Source organism: Streptomyces sp. NPDC020597 (assembly GCF_044335095.1).
Classification (GTDB): domain Bacteria; phylum Actinomycetota; class Actinomycetes; order Streptomycetales; family Streptomycetaceae; genus Streptomyces.
Map to the genome: position 1 here is coordinate 73,387 of NZ_JBIRUL010000019.1, position 15,235 is coordinate 88,621.

Here is a 15,235-nt window from a genome sequence, read left to right on the forward strand (position 1 = left end):
CGTTCCTGCCTGCTCACGGGCCTCCGGAATGCGCTCCCGGATGACCGCAAAGTTTTGCCTAAGAGTCAGTTATTTGGGGACAGTTGACCGAATCGATATGGATGTATGGGGAAAACCCTCTACGAGCCTCCTGTGCACTCCCTGTCCGGCGGCTGTGCGGCAGGCAAATCCCGTGCCCGGGCGGACGGGTCCGGCTACCGTCCCCGTATGCGCAAGAAGTTGAGGGTGGCGGCCTACGCCGTCTGTGTCCGCGACGGACGGCTGCTGCTCGCCCGCTCGCCCGCTCCCGACGGCACCCTCGAGTGGGTGCTCCCGGGCGGCGGGATGGAGCACGGCGAGGACCCCCTCGACACCGTCGTGCGCGAACTCGACGAGGAGACCGGCTACCGCGTCGAGGTGACCGGCCTGCTCGGCATCGACTCTTCCCGCCGCACCGTCGGCCGCGAGGGCCTGCGCGGTCCCGTGGACCACCACGGCGTCCGCGTCGTCTACGAGGCGCGTGTCGTCGGCGGGGAGCTGCGCCACGAGGTGAACGGCTCCACCGACATGGCCGCCTGGCACGAACTGGACGCGGTGCCCTCCCTCACCCGGGTCCGCCTGGTCGACACCGCGCTCGCGCTGTGGCGGGAACGCCCGGTGAACGGCCGCCGGTCCCTGGCCCCGCAGGAAGCCCTGCCGCCCGAGGGGACCGCGCCCGCCGGGACCGTCGCGTCCGCGGAGGCCGCGCCGTCGGGGGAAGCGGCGCCGCCCGCGGAATGACAGGGCGGCCCGGCGGTCCTGCGGCCGGGCGCCCTCCGTCGGCCGGGGACGCCGGCCGCGCGGCGTGCCTCATCGGCGTCCGGCGAGACGGCTCACCGGCAGCAGGCACAGTCCGCAGACGGACACCAGGACCCATCCCGGCCGGGACGCGCGCGAGCTGCGCGGGACCGGCGGCGGCCGCGACCAGACCCCCACCGGCGGCGACGCCCAGTGCGGCGCCGAGCTGCCGCGGTCGACGTCCTCGCGGGCGAGCCGCGCCTGATCCTCGGTGCGCGCGAACTCGTCCTGCGTCCGGGCGAAGTGGCCGAGTTCGACACCGGCGAACCGCACTGGTCCGGTCCGGCGGACGACCGCGCGGTGGAGATCCTCCACCTCTTCGGCCCCCGGGGCGATCAGGCCGTCGTCCGCGCCGGGCCGCCCGCCTCACCGTGACGGCGGCCCGGCGCCGCAGTCGTGCGAGGAGGGGCCGCCGGTCCGGCGCCGGCGGCCCCTCCTCTCCCCTCCTGATGCCTCCCCGCTCCGTCCCTACCGGGGAAGCACCACGACATACGCGGCCGGGTCGCGGTCGCCCGACGCCATCAGCGCCGTGCGGACCACCGCCGCCTGCTGCGCGCTCGCGTCCCGCAGTTTCCTCGGCGGGACGTACACGACGGTGATACCCAGACGCTCCAGGTGTTCCCGCTTGCGCGCGTACTCGGACCACAGCGCGTCCTCGTCCTGGCGCGGGGCCCGGGTGTCCAGCTCCACCGCCACCGCCTGATCCGGCCAGTAGGCGTCCAGACCGCCGAGGTGGGGGCCGCCCGGCAGCCGCAGGTCCACGTTCCAGACCGGGTCGGGCAGGCCGTGCTCGCGCACCATCGCGTACAGGCGGCCCTCTGCGATCGCGCGGCCCTCCGCGAGCAGGGCGTCCACGGCGTCCACCACATGCGGCCGGCCCAGCAGCTTGGCGTCCGTCAACTCCCGCACCACGGCCGTCGGTTCGCAGTGCCCCCCGCGCACGGCCTCCGAGAGCAGCCGCCGCACCACGCCCGCGTCCGTCAGTTCGGCCACCGCGTCGGCCAGCGCGCGCGGCACCGGCGCCACCGGGACGCCGGTCGCCTGCTCCGGAGCCGGCAGCGAGGCCGTGCGGACGATGTGCGCGCAGCCCGTGGAGCGCAGCCGGCGCAGCCGTGGCACCAGGACGTCGACGTGCTCCAGCGACGTCAGCGGCGGGGCGGACGCCAGACCGTGCAGGTTCAGCGCCGCCAGACCCGTGATCATCGCGTCCCGGTACACCGGCCGGTGCGGGTCCCCCGGGGCGGGCTGGGACGGCACCCCGGGCGCCGACGTCGCGCGGGCCGCGTACATCAGCACCGCGTGCAGCCGTTCCTCGCTGGTGGGCGGCCCCGGGTGGAGCAGGTACACGCCGGGCAGCACCTGCTGCCAGGGCCCGCCGGGACGGCACTGCTCGTCGGCCTCGGCGGGCGCCACGCCCTGCGCGCGCAGACGGGCGAGAGTGGCGACCCGGCGGTGGACGTCGGAGAGGTGGCGGACGGGGCGGGGGGACGCCGAGGGGACGCGGGGGAGCGGGGTGTTGTGGGTCATGCAACGGGGATTCCGCGCTCACCGGGCCGATTAACCGCTGTTACACGCCCGTCGACAAATCAGGACAAGTTCGCCCTAAAGGACGGGTGTTCGGATGCCGAGTAGGCGCCGAAAACCCCTGGTCCCGGATGAGGGGGCCAGGGGTTACGGGTCGGATCGGCTGAATTCCGTAACGGTGACCGTCGGCAGAATTCATGGCCAAAGATAGGGTCCGGGAACCGCCCGGCGGATCCCTAGTCGGCCGCGGTCCCCGCTTCGGCCCGCGCGTCGCACGCCTGTCCGCGCAGGCCCCGCGCATGGTCGTCCCACGCCTCGAGGACCAGCCGGCGCAGCGCCGGGGGCGCCGAGTCGTGCGCGGCCAGCCAGATGTCCGTCTCCACCAGGGTCTGCGGGGAGTCCTGCAGGGACGGGAACAGGCCCTTGACGATGGTCATCGCGATCTGGATGGAACGCTCGGACCACACCCGCGCGATCGCCGCGAAATACTTGTCCCGGTACGGCGCCAGCAGCTCGCGCTGCGAGGGCTGGCCGAACCCGGCGATCGTCGCCTCCACCAGGGCGTTGGACAGGGCGTCGGACTCCACCACCTGCGCCCACGCCTGCGCCTTGACCGCCGCCGAGGGGCGGGCGGCGAGGCAGCGGACCTGGTGGCGCCGGCCGGACGCGGTGTCGTCGCGGGCCAGTTCGGCCTCCAGCGCCTTCTCGTCCGCGTACCCGTGCGCGGCCAGCGGCTCCAGGAACGTCCAGCGCAGTTCCTGGTCGACCTCCAGCCCCTCGACGGTCGTCGTGCCGTCCAGCAGGCCCTGCAACAGCTCGAATCCGGCCGGGCTCTCGGCCGTGCCGGCGAAGAACCGCGCCCAGGCCAGCTGGTGCTCGCTGCCCGGCTCGGCGGCGTACAGCTCGCGCTCGGCGCCCTCGGCCAGCAGCCGCGCGCCGGTCTCCCGCAGCGGCGGCGCCACGTAGTGCACCAGCGCCGACTCCGCCCACGCGTGCAGCATCTGCAGCACGCCGATGTCCGACTCGCGCCCCGCGAAGCGCAGCACCAGCCCGATGAAGTCCCGCGCGGGCAGCAGCGCGTCCCGCGTCATGTTCCACAGCGCGGACCAGCACAGCGCACGGGCCAGCGGGTCGGCGATGTCGCCCAGGGAGGAGCGCAGCGCGTCCAGCGAGGTCTCGTCGAAGCGGGTCTTGCAGTACGTCAGATCGTCGTCGTTGACCAGGACCAGCTCCGGGGCCTCCTGGCCGGCCAGGTCCGGCACGATCGTGCGCGGACCGTCGACGTCCGCCTCGGCGCGCGCGTACCGCACCAGACGGCCCTCCTCCCGGCGGTACAGACCGACGGCCACCCGGTGCGGCCGCAGCTCCGGGTGGGACTCCGGGGCCTCCTGGAGCACCGCCAGCTCGGCGACCCGGCCGGCCGCGTCCAGCAGGACCTGCGGGGTCAGCGAGTTCACGCCCGCCGTCTGCAGCCAGGACCGCGCCCACGCGCCCATGTCCCGGCCACTGGTCTCGCCGAGCACCGACAGCAGGTCGCCGAGGCCGGTGTTGCCGTACGCGTGCCGCTTGAAGTAGCGGCGGGCGCCCTCCAGGAACGCGTCCTGGCCGACGTAGGCCACCAGTTGCTTGAGCACGCTGGCGCCCTTGGCGTAGGTGATGCCGTCGAAGTTGAGCTTGGCGTCCTGCAGGTCGCGGATGTCCGCGGTGATCGGGTGCGTCGAGGGCAGCTGGTCCGCGCGGTAGGCCCAGGCCTTGCGGCGGTTGGCGAAGGTGATCCAGGCGTCCCGGAAGCGCGTCGCGCCGACGTTGGCGAAGGTGCCCATGAAGTCGGCGAAGGACTCCTTCAGCCACAGGTCGTCCCACCACACCATGGTGACGAGGTCGCCGAACCACATGTGGGCCATCTCGTGCAGGATGACGTTGGCCCGCGCCTCGTAGGAGGCCTGCGTCACCTTCCCGCGGAAGATGTACTCCTCGCGGAAGGTCACCAGGCCCGGGTTCTCCATCGCGCCGAGGTTGTACTCGGGCACGAACGCCTGGTCGTACTTGCCGAAGGGGTACGGGTAGTCGAAGTGGTCGTGGAAGAAGTCCAGGCCCTGTCGTGTGATCAGGAAGACGTCGTCGGCCTCGAAGTAGGGCGCCAGTCCCTTGCGGCACATCGCGCCGAGGGGGATCTCCAGCGTCGTGCCGTCGCCGAGGTCGCGCGTGTACGTGTCCGTCACGTAGTGGTACGGACCGGCCACGACACAGGTGATGTACGTCGAGATCGGCTTCGTCTCCGCGAACCGCCAGACCCCGTCGGCGCGCTCGCCGGCGCCGTTGCTCCACACCGTCCACTCCTCGGGCGCGCGCACCTCGAAACGGAACGGGGCCTTGAGGTCGGGCTGCTCGAACGTGACGAAGACCCGGCGCGCGTCGGCGGGCTCGTACTGGGTGTAGAGGTAGACCTCGCCGTCCTCCGGGTCGACGAAGCGGTGCATGCCCTCACCGGTGCGGGAGTAGGCGCACAGGGCGTCCACCACCAGCTCGTTCTCCGCCGCCAGGTCCTCCAGCAGGATCCGGGCGCCGTCGAAGACCTCGCCGGGGTCGAGATCGCGGCCGTTGAGGGAGACGGACGTCACACTCGGCGCGATCAGGTCGGCGAAGCTCGACGCCCCCGGCTCGTTGCAGCGGAACCGGATCGTCGTGACCGACCTGAAGGTGCGCGGCGCGTCCCCGGACCGGTCGCCGACCGCCGAACGGACGTCGAGGGACACGTCGTACCCGTCGACGGACAGCAGGGCGGCCCGCTCCCGGGCCTCGTCGCGGGACAGGTTCTCACCGGGCACGGGCGGTACTCCCTCACTGGGTGGCGCATGGGTCTGGCGGACAGGAGCGATCCTGTCATGCGCCCCTGACGCGGGGCAGCAGGGAATGTGCGGCACGGGTCGCGGCGTTGAGGGAGCAAGCTGTGTCTGCTGAGGATCTCTAGGGAGAGACATGTCGGAGAAGACCCCCGTCGACTTCTGGTTCGACCCGCTGTGCCCGTGGGCCTGGATGACCTCCCGGTGGGTGCTGGAAGTGGAGAAGGTCCGGGACATCGAGGTCCGCTGGCATGTGATGAGCCTCGCCGTGCTCAACGAGAACAAGCTCGACGAGCTGCCCGAGGAGTACCGCGAGATGCTGGCGGTCAAGGCCTGGCAGCCCGTGCGCGTGGTCACCGCCGCCTGGCAGCTGCACGGCGAGGACGTCCTCGGCCCGCTGTACACCGCTCTCGGCACCCGCATCCACAACAACGGCGAGGGCCCGACCGTGGAGGCCATAGCCGGCGCGCTCGAGGACGTCGGTCTGCCCGCCTCCCTGATCGACTACGCCGAGCAGTCGGACTTCGAGTTCGACGCCCAGCTGCGCGCCTCCCACAAGGAGGGCATCGACAAGGTCGGCCAGGACGTCGGCACCCCTGTCATCGCCGTGCCCGGACCCGACGGCGAGCAGATCGCCTTCTTCGGCCCCGTCGTCACCCCCGCCCCCCAGGGCGAGGAGGCCGCCCGTCTGTGGGACGGCACCCTCGCGGTGGCCTCGGTCCCCGGTTTCTACGAGATCAAGCGCACCCGGACCAAGGGTCCCGACTTCAGCAACCTGTGAGGCCGTGACGCCCCGCGGGCCGTGCTCGCGGGGCTTCACGCGACCGCACGGTGCTACGGCGTCCGCGCAGGCGTGCGGAACTCCTCCGGCAGATCGAAGCCGGACTTCCAGCTGAAGTAGGACTGCACCCGCACACAGCCTTCGCGGGTGCAGCGCCGGTACTTGTCGAGATCCGCCCTGTGCACCTGAGCCTGCGTCAGGGCGAAGGCGCGCTCGTCGCCCCGCAGGAGCCGGAAGTGCTGCTCGGTGTCCCCGCAGTTGGGGCAGCGCCGCTTCGGAAGACCCATGCGGGCCACTTTCGCCCGCGACGCCCCCGTTGGGAAGCCCCCACGCCCACACCGCACCGCACAGCGCAGCGGCCCCGCGAGTCGTGTCCTCGCGGGGCCGCTGTCTCCTTCCGCCCGCCGTCGTGAAGGGTGAGAAGACGATCACGGGGCGGGACGCTTCACGCTGCCTCAGGGAGCGAGCAGCAGCACGTCCGGGCGGGACTTCGCCGCCTGGTGGCGCCGGGCCACGTCCTGCCAGTCGACGACGGCCCACATGGCGTCGATGAAGTCGACCTTCTGGTTCCGGTACTGGAGGTAGAAGGCGTGCTCCCAGGCGTCGAAGACCAGGATCGGCGTGGCGCCCTGGCCCACGTTGCCCTGGTGGTCGTAGACCTGTTCGACGATCAGCCGGCCGCTGAGCGGCTCGTACGCGAGGACCCCCCAGCCGGATCCCTGCGTCGTCGCGGCGGCCTTGGTGAGCTGGGCCCTGAAGTTCGCGAACGAGCCGAACGACTCGGCGAGGGCGTCCGCGAGCTCGCCCACTCCGTCCTTCTCCAGCGGCTCGCCGCCGCCGTCGCCGCTCATGTTGTGCCAGTAGATCGAGTGGAGGATGTGCCCGGACAGATGGAAGGCCAGGTTCTTCTCCAGGCCGTTGATCGAGCCCCACGACTCCTTGTCCCGGGCCTCCGCGAGCTGCTCCAGCGTGTCGTTCGCGCCCTTCACGTACGCCGCGTGGTGCTTGTCGTGGTGCAGCTCGATGATCTCGGGGCTGATCACGGGGGCGAGCGCGGAGTAGTCGTAGGGCAGCTCGGGCAGCGTGTAGACGGGCATGCGTGGTCCCCTCGAACCTCTTGTTGCAAGTGACTTGCAACTGCACGCTAGCAATAAAAAGGCCCTCACGGGTACACCGTGAGGGCCTTTCGGGGTCGAGCCGGTCAGTCTCCGGCGGGGCGCGGCCGCCGGGCGCGCGGCGCGCTCACGCCGCGACGGACGTGTAGTGCGCCGCGTCCCCCTCGATCGAGTAGCTCTCCTTGCCCTCGATGCCGACCGGGATGTCACCGGCGACGGTCACCCGGTGCAGCCGGCGCGGCTGCTTGTCGTAGTTGTCCACGGCGTAGTGCTGCGTGATGCGGTTGTCGAACAGCACCAGCTGGTTCTGCGACCAGCGGTGGCGCAGGACGTTCTCCGGACGGACCACGTACGACTGGAGCAGGTCGAGGATCCTGCGCGACTCGCCCACCGACAGCCCCACGATCCGCTGCGCGAACCCGCCGATGAACAGGCCGCGTTCGCCGGTCAGCGGGTGGACCCGGACCACGGGGTGGGCGGTGCGGTACTTGATGGAGGTGAACTGGGCGCGCTGGGCGTCCCGTTCCTCGTCGACGTCCTCCGCGGGCACCGCGTAGTCGTAGTCGTTGGTGTGCTCGGCCCACAGGGTGTCGGCCAGGGCGCGCAGCGGTTCGGGCAGCTGGCGGTAGGCGGCGGCCGAGCTGGCGATCAGGGTCTCGCCGCCGTAGGGCGGGACGGTGATGCTGCGCAGGGTGCTGGCCTGCGGCGGGTTGAGGACGAACGTGACGTCGGTGTGCCAGTGGTTGGCGACGCCCCGCTCGCTGTCGACGGGCAGCACGTTCGGAGCGCCGTCGACGGCGGGCACGGTCGGGTGGGCGGTCGTGACGTCGCCGAAGTGACGGACGAAGGCCTGCTGGCTCTCGTCGTCGAGGTTCACGTCGTCGAAGACGAGCGCCTTGTGGACGTTGAGCGCCTCGCGCAGGGCGGCACGGGTGGCCTCGTCGAGGGGGCCGGCGACGTCGACGCCGCTGACGTGGGCGCCGATGTTCGCGGAGAGCTTGCGCAGGTGGAGGGACATGGGGGTGAGTCCTTTCAGGCGGTGGCGAGTGCGGGGACGACGTACTGGTTGGCGGGACGAGGCAGCCCGTACCGCTCGCGCAGGGTCGTGCGCGGGCCGTACTCGGTGCGCAGCAGTCCCCGGGCGCGCAGGATCGGGACGACGTGGTCGACGAAGGCGTCGAGGCCGGAGGGCAGCACGGCGGGCATGATGTTGAAACCGTCGGCGGCGCCCTGCCGGAACCAGGTCTCGATCTTGTCGGCGACCTGTTCGGGCGTCCCCGCGAAGGTGAGGTGCCCGCGGCCGCCGCCGAGCCGCCCGATCAGCTGCCGCACGGTGAGGCGTTCGCGCCGGGCCAGCTCCACCACGAGCGTGTAGCGGCTCTTGGCGCCCTCGATGGCCTCCTCGGACGGCAGGGCGGCAGGCAGCTCGGCGTCCAACTCCAGTGTGCCGGGCTCCAGTTGCAGCAGGGACTCCAGTCGTCCGACGCCGTGCGCGTACACGATGTGGTCCTCGAGGACACGCTCGTGCGCTCGCGCCTGCGCCTCCGTGGAGCCGATCACCGGCACGATCCCGGGCAGCACCTTGATGTGCTCCGGATCGCGGCCGGCCGCCGCCGTGCGGGCCTTCAGGTCGGCGTAGAAGGCCTGCGCGTCGGAGAGGGTCTGCTGGGCCGTGAACACCGCCTCCGCGTACCGGGCGGCGAACACCTTGCCGTCCTCGCTCGAGCCCGCCTGCACCAGCAGCGGGTAACCCTGCGGCGAACGCGGCACGTTGAGCGCGCCCTCGACGCTGAAGTACGTCCCCCGGTGCCGGGGCGGGTGGATCTTGCGGTCGTCGCCCCAGACGCCGGCGGCCTTGTCGGCGACGATCGCGTCGTCCTCCCAGCTGTCCCAGAGCTTCAGCGCCACGTCGAGGAACTCGGCGGCCCGGGCGTACCGCTCGGCGTGCGCGGGTTCGGCGTCGAGGCCGAAGTTGCGGGCGGCCTCCGCGCCGGCCGTGGTGACGATGTTCCAGCCGGCCCGGCCGCCGCTGATGATGTCCAGCGAGGCGAACTTGCGGGCCAGGTTGTAGGGGGAGTTGTAGGAGGTCGACGCGGTGGCGATCAGGCCGATGTGCTCGGTCGCCGTCGCGAGCGCGGTGAGCAGGGTGAGCGGCTCCAGCGAGCCGGCCGGCCGCTGTGCCAGGTCGCTCCACAGCTGCGGTCCGTCGGCGAGGAACAGCGAGTCGAAGGCGCCGCGTTCGGCGGTCCGGGCCAGATGGACGTAGTGGCTCAGCTCGACATGGGCGTACGGATCGCTCTCGGGCAGCCGCCACGAGGCCTCGTGATGACCGGTGTTCATGAGAAAGGCGTTGAGGTGAAGCCGGCGGGGCATGGCGTGTCCTTACAGACGGTCGGGGGAGGGGTGGAACGCGCGGGACGCAGCCGTCCGGCGTTCGCGGACGGGGCCCGTTCAGGGCCGGAGCGGTGGCCCGGAGGCGACGGCCCCCGGGAGGCGGACGGACCGGCCGGCGCCGGCCGGACTCATTCGACATCCGCCGTCACGCCCAGCGCCGCCAGCAGGCGCTCGCGGTACTCGCCGAGCAGCGGATCCCGGTACGAGCGCGGATGCGGCCGCTCGATGGTCAGGTCGAGCCCGATTCGGCCGTGCTCGAGGACGAGGACACGGTCGGCGAGCACGATCGCCTCGTCCACGTCGTGCGTCACGAGCAGCACGGAGGGCCGGTGGCGCTCCCACAGTTCGCGCAGCAGGGTGTGCATCTTGATCCGGGTGAGCGCGTCCAGCGCCCCGAACGGCTCGTCGGCCAGAAGGAGTTCGGGCTCGCGGACCAGGGAGCGGGCCAGCGCGGCGCGCTGTGCCTCGCCGCCGGACAGCTCGTTGGGCCAGGCCCGCTCGCGTCCCTTCAGCCCGACCTCGGCGAGCGCCTCGCGTCCCTTGCGGTCGGCCTCCCCGCCGTCGAGGCCCAGCAGCACGTTCTCCAGCACCCGCCGCCAGGGCAGCAGCCGCGAGTCCTGGAAGACGACGGACACGCGCTCCGGCGCCGTCAGCTCCCCGCTCCCGGCGACCGCGTGGTCCAGGCCCGCGACCGCCCGCAGCAGGGTGCTCTTGCCGGAGCCGCTGTGCCCGAGCAGGGCCACGAACTGTCCGGCGGGGATGTCCAGGTCGACGGCGTCGAGGACCGTGCGCCCGTCGAACGACCGGGTCAGACCGCGCAGCCGGACGGCGGAGGCACGGGTCAGCTGCTCAGTGTGCGGCGCCATGACAGCACCCTCCGTTCGACGAGACGGACCGCGCTGTCGGAGATCAGACCGAAGACGCCGTAGATGAGGAGGCCGACCAGGATGACGTCCGACTGGCCGTAGTTCTGCGCCTGGAACATCATGTAGCCGAGGCCGCTGGTGGCGTTGATCTGCTCCAGGACGACCAGACCGAGCCAGGAGCCGGTGACGCCGAGCCGGAGTCCCACGAAGAATCCGGGCAGTGCGCCGGGGATCACGATCTCCCGGATGAACCGCACCCTGGACAGGCCCTGTACCTCGGCGAGTTCGACGAACCGGTGGTCGATGCCGGACAGCGCGGCATGCGTGTTGAGGTAGATCGGGATGTAGACGACGATCGCGATGATCGCGATCTTGAAGGTCTCGCCGATGCCCAGCCACAGGATGAACAGCGGGATCAGGCCGAGGGTCGGGATCGCCCGGTTGAGCTGCACGGTCCCGTCGATCAGGGCCTCCCCGGTACGGGACAGCCCGGACGCCAGGGCGAGCGCGACGCCCGCGGTCAGGCCGATCGCGAAGCCGTATCCGGCGCGCTCCAGCGAGGTGAGGACGTCGGTGGTGAGCGTGCCCTCGTTCCACAGCCGGGCGCCGGTCTCCAGCACGGTCCAGGGCGCGGGGATCGCCGCGGGGTCGAGCCGCCCGGCGGCGGAGGCGGCGGCCCACAGGGCGAGGACGACGAGCGGTCCGACCATGCGGGCGGCGGGCAGGCGTTTGCCGGGGGAGAGGCTGCGGCGGCGCCGTCGGCGGGGCGCCGGACCGGCGGCGGCGACGGGCGCCGTGCTCAGCGTGGTGGTGGTCATGGCGGTCACTTCCGGTACTCGGCGGCTACGGACTTCGCGGCGATGCCCTCGAAGCGGTGGTCGAAGAGCGAGGAGACGTCGAACTTCTTCACGAAGCCGCCCTCCGCGAGCAGATCGGCGGTCTCCTGCTCCCACCGCACGGCCTCCGCCCAGCTGGGCGGGAAGAGCGGCTTGTTGGCGAGCGCGGTGATCGACCGGGCCTGGGCGAGGTTCAGGTTCTGCGTCTTGACGTAGAACTCCTCGTTCCACACGTCCGGGTGCTCGTACTGCCACACCTGGCCCTGTGCCCACTGCGGGATGTACGCGGCGACCGCGGCCGCCTTCGCCCTGTCGTTCAGCACCGACGCCGGCGCCCACAGCAGGTTGAGCAGGTCGACGACGTCGGTGGTGACGGTGCGGGCGCCCTTGGACTCGTACTGCTGGAGGTAGGCGGGCGCCTGGGTGTTGCCGAGCGGGGCGACGTCGACCTGGCCGGACTGCAGCGCGGTGAGGAACTGGTTGCTGGTCAGCGGGACGAGCTTCACGTCGTCGTACTTCAGGCCGGCCTTCTTCAGCGCCCGCAGCAGGACCACGCCCTGTGCCTGCCCCTGCGAGAACGCCAGCTTCCTGCCGCGGAAGTCGGCCACCGTGCGGATGTCGCTGCCGGGCTTGGTGGCGAAGAGATAGTTCGGCTTGCGCGTGATGTTGATCGCGACGATCTTCGCGTCGAAACCCTGGAAATGCGCCTGGATCGGCGGTATTCCCGCGTTGTTGGCGAGGTCCAGGGATTTCGCGCGGAATGCGTTGATGACGTCGGGACCGGCCCCGATGTTCAGCCAGTCCGACACCTCGAACGGCAGCGCGGGAAGTTTCGCCAGCTTGAACTGCAATTGCTGGACGTTCTGGAAGGAGGAGATTTTCAGGCTCGTGCCGGCGGGCACCTCGGCCGCGAGCGGAGCCGTGGAGGCGCCCTTCCCGGTCGCCGCGGCGCTGCTCTCGGCGCAGCCGCTGAGACCGGCGACACCGGCGGCGGCGCCGAGCAGAGAGGTGAGGAAGACGCGTCGGTCATAGGTGGCAGGCACAGCAGGACCCCCAGGGGGAAAGCAGCGGAAACACGGGCGGAATTCAGGGCGCCGTCATGGATGGGTCGTCCCGGTCAAGGGAATGCATGCATGCATGGACGGGCGATGCGCGGAATGTGCGCGAAACGGCGTGTGGAAACGCCGGGGGAACGGTGAGAAAGGGCGCGCCCGGCGCGCCGGGGGCGTCAGCAACAGAGAGTGCGACAGCTCATGGAATGATTTTCCCGTCCGCTGGTGAAGCGTGTCAACATTCGGATTTTCTGAATTAAGTCGCTCGAGACGACAGGGTGAACGGGTCCCGGTAGAGCACGTCCAGCACCACCGCGCCGCCGGCCATGGCCGGCACGGAGTCCGGGAAGCCGCTGGGCGCGACGCACTCCGCCCGCTCGGCCCCCGCCTCCGCGCGCAGCGCGGCGAGGCAGTCCGCCCGATACAGCGCGCCCACCTCGGTGACCACGACCCGCTCCGGGTTCAGGACGTCGAGCAGCAGCGCCGCCGCCCGTCCGGTCATCCGCGACCGCTCGCGCAGCAGCCCGACGGCCACCGCATCCCCGGCCCCGGCGGCCGCGACCACATGCATCGGGTTCGTCCCGTCGGTGATCCCCGCGGCACGGGCCCGAGGAGCGCCGCGAGCTGTTCGCCCGCGCGCCTCAGCACCCCGTACGGGCCGGCGCCCCCGTGCCCGGACTCCCGTCGTGCCGGCACCCGTCCACGCAGGTCGAGCAGCGCGACCGTGGTGTACGGCACCGCGCCCCAGCGTGGTGAGCCGGGAGCAGTGGTCGGTGACGGCGGCCGGGGACAGTCCCGTCAGGCGGGCGATGGCGGAGCGCGCCACCGGCCCGTGCTCCAGCACGGAGCGCAGGATCATGCTGGCGCTGGTGCGCCGCCGGTCGCTGTCGGCGACCCGGGACACGGGGGAGGGGGTGGAGACGGGAAGAAGGGCGGGGGAAGCGGGCACGGTGGGCCGTCCTTGGGAACGGGGCTGACACGTCTCGGGAGCCGAGGCGCGCAGCGACCGCGCCTCAGACCGGCCGGCGACAGGTGGCCGTGCCCTGGCGTCGCAGGTCGACGTAGCGACGCGACGTGAGGTTTCTGGACTGGGCGAGGGCGAGCATGGCTGAAATCGTAGGGCAGGGACCGTGAATCCCACCAGACCACTAGGATTTCGTTGGCGGGAGTTCACAATCCCGTCGCACGGGGAAAGGTGAGCGAAACATCCCCACCTCAGTGATCGGCGTCACCCCGTACCCGGTGTAACCAGCATCCTTTGTTCGGATGCCACCAAGCCGTGGTCGCCCGCTTTGTCGAGCGTTGACGGAGAGCCGCTCAACCGCGCTGGGATAGCGTCGCCGTGTCCCGATCCGCCCCCGATACCCGCGGAGTCCCCATGAGCACCGCCGCCGCCACCCCCGCACGCCCCGGACAGGTCCTCGCCGACCTGCTCCCGGCCTCCCGCGTCCGGGACGTCGCGCTCGTACTCGGCGGCGCCGCGCTGACCGGACTCGCCGCCCAGATCGCGGTCCCGGTCCCGGGCAGCCCCGTGCCGGTGACCGGCCAGACCTTCGCCGCGCTGCTCGTCGGCACCACCCTCGGCGCCCGCCGCGGAGTCTCCTCGCTCGCCGTCTACGCGCTGGCCGGCCTGGCCGGCGTGCCGTGGTTCGCGGACGGCTCCTCCGGCATCGGCGTCTCCTTCGGCTACATCCTCGGCATGATCCTCGCCACGGCCGTCGTGGGCTCCCTCGCCCGCCGCGGCGCCGACCGCTCCGTGCTGCGCACGGCCGGCGCGATGCTGCTCGGCGAGGCCGTCATCTACGCCGTCGGCGTCCCGTACCTGGCCTACGCGGCCGACCTCTCCGCCTCCCAGGCGATCGCGGCGGGCCTCACCCCCTTCCTGATCGGGGACGCGGTCAAGGCGGCCCTGGCGATGGGCCTGCTGCCGACGGCGTGGAAGCTCCTCAAGCGGTAGGCGTCCGTGACGGATCGCGGCCGGCGCGTCCGGCCGCCGCGGAAGAGGTCCGCCCGGGTCGTCCGACGACGCCCCCGGCGGACCTCTCCCGCGTTCTGGGCCCTTCCGTGTTCAGTTCGCCCTCGGCCCGGCCGGCCGCCGGGACCACCACAGCCCGGCCGCGCCCGCCATGAGCAGCGACGCCCCGGCCGCGCCGAGCGGCAGCAGATCCCGTCCGACGCCGGTCCGGGGCAGTTCGTCGCCGACCGGGCCGACGGGTGTGTTGTCGGTGCCGAGGAGCAGGGGGGTGGCGGGTGCGTTCGGCGACGGGTTCGTCGTGCCGAACGGCACCGGGCCCTGTTGCCAGTACGTCTTCGCGCCGTCGCCCGTCTGAACCGGCAGGCAGATCTTTCCGGTCTTCTTCAGGTCGAAGGTCGCGTCGACGGCATAGGACTTCGACGCGCCGGCCGCGAGGTGGTCGATGGCGCAGGAGAAACCGCTGTTGGATCCTTCCGGTAGGTCTTTCGCTGTGATCGCTTCGCAGCCCTGAACGCTTTTGACCGTAAGGCCGTCGAAACCGACGACCAGAAGCCTTATCTGTTCGCCGTCCTGGGTCCCCTCGTTCTTCACCGTGGCGGTGATGGACGTTTTCCCGGAAGCGTTGTCGACCGAGATCCTCTCCGGCAGCAGGGTCGTCGTCCGCACGCCCGCGGGCGCCGCGTCGACGACCTTTCCCCCCTTACTGCTCCCGGGCCCCTGGTCCTCCGCCCCGGCGGGGAAGGGCAGGGTCAGTACGGCCGAGACGGATACCACGACCAGCGATCCGACGGTGGTCATGGCACGACGAGAACTCATGTTCGCCCCCTTGGCTGCGCCTGAATTCGCAGTACTTGAAGAGGTACCACAAGATTTCTCCGCACTATGCTGGTACGGCACTAAGTGTGACTATTGCGTTTCAGGGGCCGGGTCAGGGCGGGGGTGCAGCGGATTGCCGGGTAATTCGGGAAGCGCGGGAGATCGGGGAAGCGCGGGAAATTCGGGAAACGCGGGAGGTTCGGGGGGCTGGGGTAAT

Annotated in this window: 13 protein-coding genes and 2 pseudogenes; 4 read left to right on the forward strand and 11 right to left on the reverse strand. The window is 71.5% G+C overall.

The window, feature by feature from the left end:
• Positions 1-207: 207 nt before the first annotated feature.
• Positions 208-648 (forward strand): annotated as a pseudogene (locus ACH4ZA_RS27990) (NUDIX hydrolase); the annotation flags it as partial.
• 321 nt (positions 649-969) lie between these two features.
• Positions 970-1,191: a hypothetical protein gene (locus ACH4ZA_RS27995; RefSeq protein ID WP_398432165.1), complete on the forward strand. Its 222-nt coding sequence runs from the start codon at positions 970-972 to the stop codon at positions 1,189-1,191.
• 93 nt (positions 1,192-1,284) lie between these two features.
• Here the strand turns inward: ACH4ZA_RS27995 and ACH4ZA_RS28000 are convergent, their stop codons facing one another.
• Together ACH4ZA_RS28000 and pepN are read right to left on the reverse strand one after the other, a co-directional pair.
• Positions 1,285-2,343, reverse strand: coding sequence for a hypothetical protein (locus tag ACH4ZA_RS28000; RefSeq protein ID WP_319279193.1), 1,059 nt, complete (start codon positions 2,341-2,343; stop codon positions 1,285-1,287).
• A 233-nt stretch (positions 2,344-2,576) separates the two neighbouring features.
• Positions 2,577-5,168: an aminopeptidase N gene (pepN, locus tag ACH4ZA_RS28005; RefSeq protein ID WP_319279194.1), complete on the reverse strand. Its 2,592-nt coding sequence runs from the start codon at positions 5,166-5,168 to the stop codon at positions 2,577-2,579.
• 151 nt (positions 5,169-5,319) lie between these two features.
• Here pepN and ACH4ZA_RS28010 point away from each other — a divergent pair, with 151 nt between their 5' ends.
• A complete protein-coding gene (locus ACH4ZA_RS28010) occupies positions 5,320-5,964 on the forward strand; it encodes a DsbA family protein (RefSeq protein ID WP_319279196.1) in 645 nt (214 codons plus the stop codon).
• A 53-nt stretch (positions 5,965-6,017) separates the two neighbouring features.
• Here the strand turns inward: ACH4ZA_RS28010 and ACH4ZA_RS28015 are convergent, their stop codons facing one another.
• From ACH4ZA_RS28015 to ACH4ZA_RS28050, 8 genes and pseudogenes are all read right to left on the reverse strand, one after another.
• Positions 6,018-6,251 carry a hypothetical protein gene (locus ACH4ZA_RS28015; RefSeq protein ID WP_319279197.1) on the reverse strand — a complete coding sequence of 78 codons (234 nt, stop codon included), beginning with the start codon at positions 6,249-6,251 and terminating at the stop codon, positions 6,018-6,020.
• Between the two features lie 168 nt (positions 6,252-6,419).
• Positions 6,420-7,061 carry a superoxide dismutase gene (locus ACH4ZA_RS28020; RefSeq protein ID WP_319279198.1) on the reverse strand — a complete coding sequence of 214 codons (642 nt, stop codon included), beginning with the start codon at positions 7,059-7,061 and terminating at the stop codon, positions 6,420-6,422.
• 145 nt (positions 7,062-7,206) lie between these two features.
• Positions 7,207-8,097, reverse strand: a complete 891-nt coding sequence (locus tag ACH4ZA_RS28025) for a TauD/TfdA dioxygenase family protein (protein ID WP_398432166.1) — start codon at positions 8,095-8,097, stop codon at positions 7,207-7,209.
• Between the two features lie 14 nt (positions 8,098-8,111).
• Positions 8,112-9,452 carry an LLM class flavin-dependent oxidoreductase gene (locus ACH4ZA_RS28030; protein ID WP_319279200.1) on the reverse strand — a complete coding sequence of 447 codons (1,341 nt, stop codon included), beginning with the start codon at positions 9,450-9,452 and terminating at the stop codon, positions 8,112-8,114.
• A 149-nt stretch (positions 9,453-9,601) separates the two neighbouring features.
• Positions 9,602-10,339 (reverse strand): ABC transporter ATP-binding protein, encoded by a 738-nt coding sequence (locus ACH4ZA_RS28035; protein ID WP_398432167.1) that lies wholly within the window; start codon positions 10,337-10,339, stop codon positions 9,602-9,604.
• On the reverse strand, positions 10,315-11,157 hold the full coding sequence (locus tag ACH4ZA_RS28040; RefSeq protein ID WP_319279202.1) for an ABC transporter permease: 843 nt from the start codon (positions 11,155-11,157) through the stop codon (positions 10,315-10,317). Before ACH4ZA_RS28040 ends, ACH4ZA_RS28035 begins: the two co-directional genes overlap by 25 nt.
• 5 nt (positions 11,158-11,162) lie before the next feature.
• The gene (locus tag ACH4ZA_RS28045; protein WP_319279204.1) at positions 11,163-12,218 is read right to left on the reverse strand and encodes an ABC transporter substrate-binding protein; all 1,056 of its coding nucleotides are present in this window, start codon (positions 12,216-12,218) and stop codon (positions 11,163-11,165) included.
• Between the two features lie 265 nt (positions 12,219-12,483).
• A pseudogene (locus ACH4ZA_RS28050) lies at positions 12,484-13,176 on the reverse strand (hypothetical protein).
• Between the two features lie 429 nt (positions 13,177-13,605).
• Between ACH4ZA_RS28050 and ACH4ZA_RS28055 the strand changes: the two are divergent.
• A complete protein-coding gene (locus ACH4ZA_RS28055) occupies positions 13,606-14,184 on the forward strand; it encodes a biotin transporter BioY (protein WP_319279205.1) in 579 nt (192 codons plus the stop codon).
• Between the two features lie 111 nt (positions 14,185-14,295).
• On the opposite strand, the gene ACH4ZA_RS28060 is transcribed toward ACH4ZA_RS28055, so the two are convergent.
• On the reverse strand, positions 14,296-15,018 hold the full coding sequence (locus ACH4ZA_RS28060; RefSeq protein WP_398432168.1) for a hypothetical protein: 723 nt from the start codon (positions 15,016-15,018) through the stop codon (positions 14,296-14,298).
• Positions 15,019-15,235: the final 217 nt, after the last annotated feature.